Genomic DNA, 3,497 nt, shown 5'->3' on the forward strand with positions numbered 1-3,497 from the left:
ATGCGACCGAGCGGGCCGAGAGGGCCAGCGCGGCGCGGAAGCGGGACGAGGCGAGGGCGAGGACGGCGAGGAAAGACCTCGCTGATATCGCCGGGCAGGTTGATGAAAAGCGGTCCCAAGCTGCTGAAATCGACCGTCAAATCGCGGATAAAATGGCCGAGATTGACCGCTTGGACGGCGAAATCGGCAAGAAAATCGAGCTGCGCAACGAGGTGGGCGATGACCTTCAGCGGGAGTCCGCGCGATTGGAGTCTCTTCGGCAGGGAACGCGAGCAGCTGAGAGAGACGTTGAGGAGCTTCGACCCATCGCTGCCGAGGTTCGCAGGTACGAGGGTGCGGGACGCGCTGAGCGCGGCACAATCCTCGATTCAATCGCTGCTCGATGCGCAGGAGCGGCGAGAGCAGCTAGAGCGGCAATTGAGGAGCTTGGAGACCGCATCTGGGCGCTGATGCGTCCCAGGAAGGCGAAGACGGAGCAGCGCAGCCTGGATGACGTGATGAGGGAAGCAACGGAAGCCGCACGCGCGTCGGAAGCGTTGAGCCGTGGCCATGTCGCGCCGACGAACGGCAGGTCACGGGGTCAGTCGCGATGATGTGTTATAGTAACACCTGTAATACAGCAAGGTTAGGAGGTGCGGCATGGCCACTGCGGTTACTTCACTTAGGATTCCTACGGATTTGAGTGAGCGCTACAGCCGTCTTGCAAAGGAGACGGGTAGGTCGCGGAGCTACTACGTCAACGAGGCTCTTGCGGATTCGATTGACCGGTTCGAATACGAGTACGGGATTCTCAGAGACATTGAGGACTATCGCGCTGGCAGGCTTGAAACCTACAGCATCGATGAGGTAAGGGCGCATTGTGGATTGGCGGATTGAGTTCACGAGGAATGCCGACAAGGCGATGCGCAAGCTAGACAAGGGCGTTGCGGCGCGGGTGTTCGACGAGCTGGACGAGATAGCGAAGCTCGAAGACCCGAGAAGCAGGGGAAAAGCCCTGACGGGGAACTTGGCTGGCGTGTGGCGATACAGGGTCGGTGATTATCGGATTCTGTGCGATATCAACGACGGCAGGCTTGTCATTCTCGTGGTCGATGTGGCGCACAGGCGCGAGGTCTACAAGCGCAGGTAGCTGCGCAAAAAGAAACCCGCCCGCCGTTAAGACGGGCGGGTGGGTTTACAATGGTGGCCACAGGTTAGCAGGCTCCGACCCCTGCTAACGCCGACACGAGGTAGCAGCTCGCATCAGCACCACCTGCAATTATACGTGCAACACGTGTCAGATGGCAGGAAGTCGAGACGTTACCTCCCAAAAAACGGGAGGTTTTTTCATGGCAATGAATCAAAACGAGGGCGGTTCTGCATACCCGCCGAACCCGGATGTGAAATCCGGCTCTTGTCTAATAGCCGGATTTCAACCACTTACGGTGGTTCACCCCTCTTACTGGAATGCATACAAGACCGAATCTGGGGCAACGTTCTCAATCGATATGGTTCGCCTGAAGCTGTCGTTCATCAACGGCAAGGGCGAGTGGTTGAGCACGCACGCCCAGACATTCGACTGCGACAGCATGAGCGCGTGGACGAGCAAGATTCGCCCCGGCGGATGGTATGAGCTTTGGAGTTTCGACCTCGGCGATAGCTCGGTCGCGCTCGGCATCGGCTTCATGGAGCCGAGCTGCAAGGTGAACATGAATCGCGGGTTCATCGAGTTTAACCCGAACAAGGTCGCAGGGGACAAGCGGTTCTGGCGGCTGCTGGAAAAGCTCGCGCCGTGCGTTTCGCACGCCCGCTTGAAGAGGTTCGACCTCGCCTATGATTTGCCGACAAGCCGTCTGGACTGCCGCCTTAGCAAGGACAGGCGGATGTACAAGTCGGTCATCAGCAACGGAATCACGGAATACCTCGGGGTCAAGAACACGCCCGGATACGTGAAGGTCTACGACAAGGCGGCCGAGATGCACCTGTCGGGCATGTTGACGCGCATCGAGCTGACGTGTGACGGAGAGTGGGACGCTGGGCAGGTTGTCGCGCACTGGCCGCAGGTTCACGCATGGCACAGCGATGAGAGCACGCGCGACTGGGTGCGCGTGGTGGGAATCATGCTCGCCGAGAAGGCCGAGCGCGGCGAGGAGGTCGAGACGCTCATCAACATGCTCGGCTGGCGTTCACGACCGAAGGTGCGCGAGTATCTGCGCACGCCGATGGTCGAGCTGCCGCCCGACTGCGCCGCCGCAGCCGTAGCCGAAGCTCGAAGCTGGTGCGCTCGGTTCGAGTAGACGGGTCAATGGAGCAGGCGGTGACTACGGGGGCGGAGTAGTTCCGCATAGCGGATCTACGTAGCCCTCGTTCACCGGCTGCGGAATTGACGCGGCGAGCAAGCAACAAAACCAGACTTGATTGAGGGTCGATGACGCACTGCGCCATCGACCCTTTCCCTGCTCTAGTCGCGGCGAAGGAAGCCCATCAAATCGGGGCACGTATATATTCGGCTACTACGACCGAATATATACGTGACGTGTGACGTGTGACGAACAGCCGCGACAAGGGGGAGTTTGAGGGGGCTTGCCCCCTCATGCACGCGCCGCCGCGTGCTGTCCGAGACCGTGCCGCCGCGGTCTCGGAGGGGTGCAGGGGTGCCCCCCTGCCATGTCTTTTGCGTAGCAAAAGGCTAACATGCTAGACTTTAGGCGGCTAAAATCTGGCTCCGGCTGAAAGGTCTTAGACTTATGGCGCATCTTGAGAAGTACAAGGCAACATCGGTAGGCCACATGCTCGCGCACTACCGCCGCGACCCGTCCAGCTTGGGGCGGGAGAACATCGACCCGGCGCGGGTCGGGATGGACTACACGCTCGCGCTCGACCCCGCCGATGGTCTGGTGAAGCCGATGAAGGGGGTGGAGCCGAACTGGGCCACGGTCGAGGGGCGCATCGAGCGCGTCAACGAGAGGGCCAAGGCCGAGGGCAAGCGGGCCGTGCGCAAGGACGCGGTGGTGATGGCTGACGTTGTGGTTACGCTGCCGGAGAACGTCCGCGAGGGGGACGAGGGCGCGTTCTTCGGATGGACGTACTGCTTTCTGGCGGACCGTCTCGGGTCCGGGAACATGCTCGGCGGGTTCGTGCACAGGGATGAGGTGCGGACGGACGGCTCGCCAGTCCGCGACCACATGCACGCGGCGTTCACGCCGATTCTGGACGGTCGGTTCAACTTCAAGAAGATGTGCCCGCGAACGTTCTACCAGAGCCTGCACAAGGACCTTGGGGACTATCTTGAACAGCATCTCGGGTACAGACCGGAAATCGAGCTCGAGGACGGCAAGAGGGCACAGAAGGCCCTGAGCAGGGTGGACAAGCGCGACATAGACGCGGCCCGCGCCGAGATCCTTGCCCCTGTCGAGAGGAAGGCTGGTGAGATCGTGGCGGATGCGACCGAGCGGGCCGAGAGGGCCAGCGCGGCGCGGAAGCGGGACGAGGCGAGGGCGAGGACGGCGAGGAAAGAC

5 protein-coding genes are annotated in these 3,497 nt (G+C 61.2%); all 5 read left to right on the top strand.

Annotated features, from left to right (window positions below):
• A partial coding sequence (locus PMX21_RS09855; RefSeq protein WP_271759276.1) for a hypothetical protein occupies positions 1 to 593 on the top strand: 593 nt, incomplete at its 5' end.
• A gap of 46 nt (positions 594 to 639) precedes the next feature.
• Positions 640 to 876 carry a type II toxin-antitoxin system RelB family antitoxin gene (gene relB / locus PMX21_RS09860; protein WP_271749041.1) on the top strand — a complete coding sequence of 79 codons (237 nt, stop codon included), beginning with the start codon at positions 640 to 642 and terminating at the stop codon, positions 874 to 876.
• On the top strand, positions 860 to 1,129 hold the full coding sequence (locus PMX21_RS09865; protein ID WP_177279400.1) for a type II toxin-antitoxin system RelE family toxin: 270 nt from the start codon (positions 860 to 862) through the stop codon (positions 1,127 to 1,129). Before relB ends, PMX21_RS09865 begins: the two co-directional genes overlap by 17 nt.
• A 199-nt stretch (positions 1,130 to 1,328) precedes the next feature.
• Positions 1,329 to 2,276 (top strand): hypothetical protein, encoded by a 948-nt coding sequence (locus tag PMX21_RS09870; RefSeq protein ID WP_271749040.1) that lies wholly within the window; start codon positions 1,329 to 1,331, stop codon positions 2,274 to 2,276.
• A gap of 450 nt (positions 2,277 to 2,726) precedes the next feature.
• A partial coding sequence (locus PMX21_RS09875) for a plasmid recombination protein (protein WP_271759277.1) occupies positions 2,727 to 3,497 on the top strand: 771 nt, incomplete at its 3' end.

This window comes from Collinsella aerofaciens (assembly GCF_028209885.1).
Classification (GTDB): Bacteria; Actinomycetota; Coriobacteriia; order Coriobacteriales; family Coriobacteriaceae; genus Collinsella; species Collinsella aerofaciens_BA.

Bases quoted from the DNA above. Each gene is read 5' to 3' on its own strand.
- PMX21_RS09870 (WP_271749040.1), top strand. From the start codon at position 1,329: ATGGCAATGAATCAAAACGAGGGCGGTTCTGCATACCCGCCGAACCCG.
- relB (WP_271749041.1), top strand. From the start codon at position 640: ATGGCCACTGCGGTTACTTCACTTAGGATTCCTACGGATTTGAGTGAG.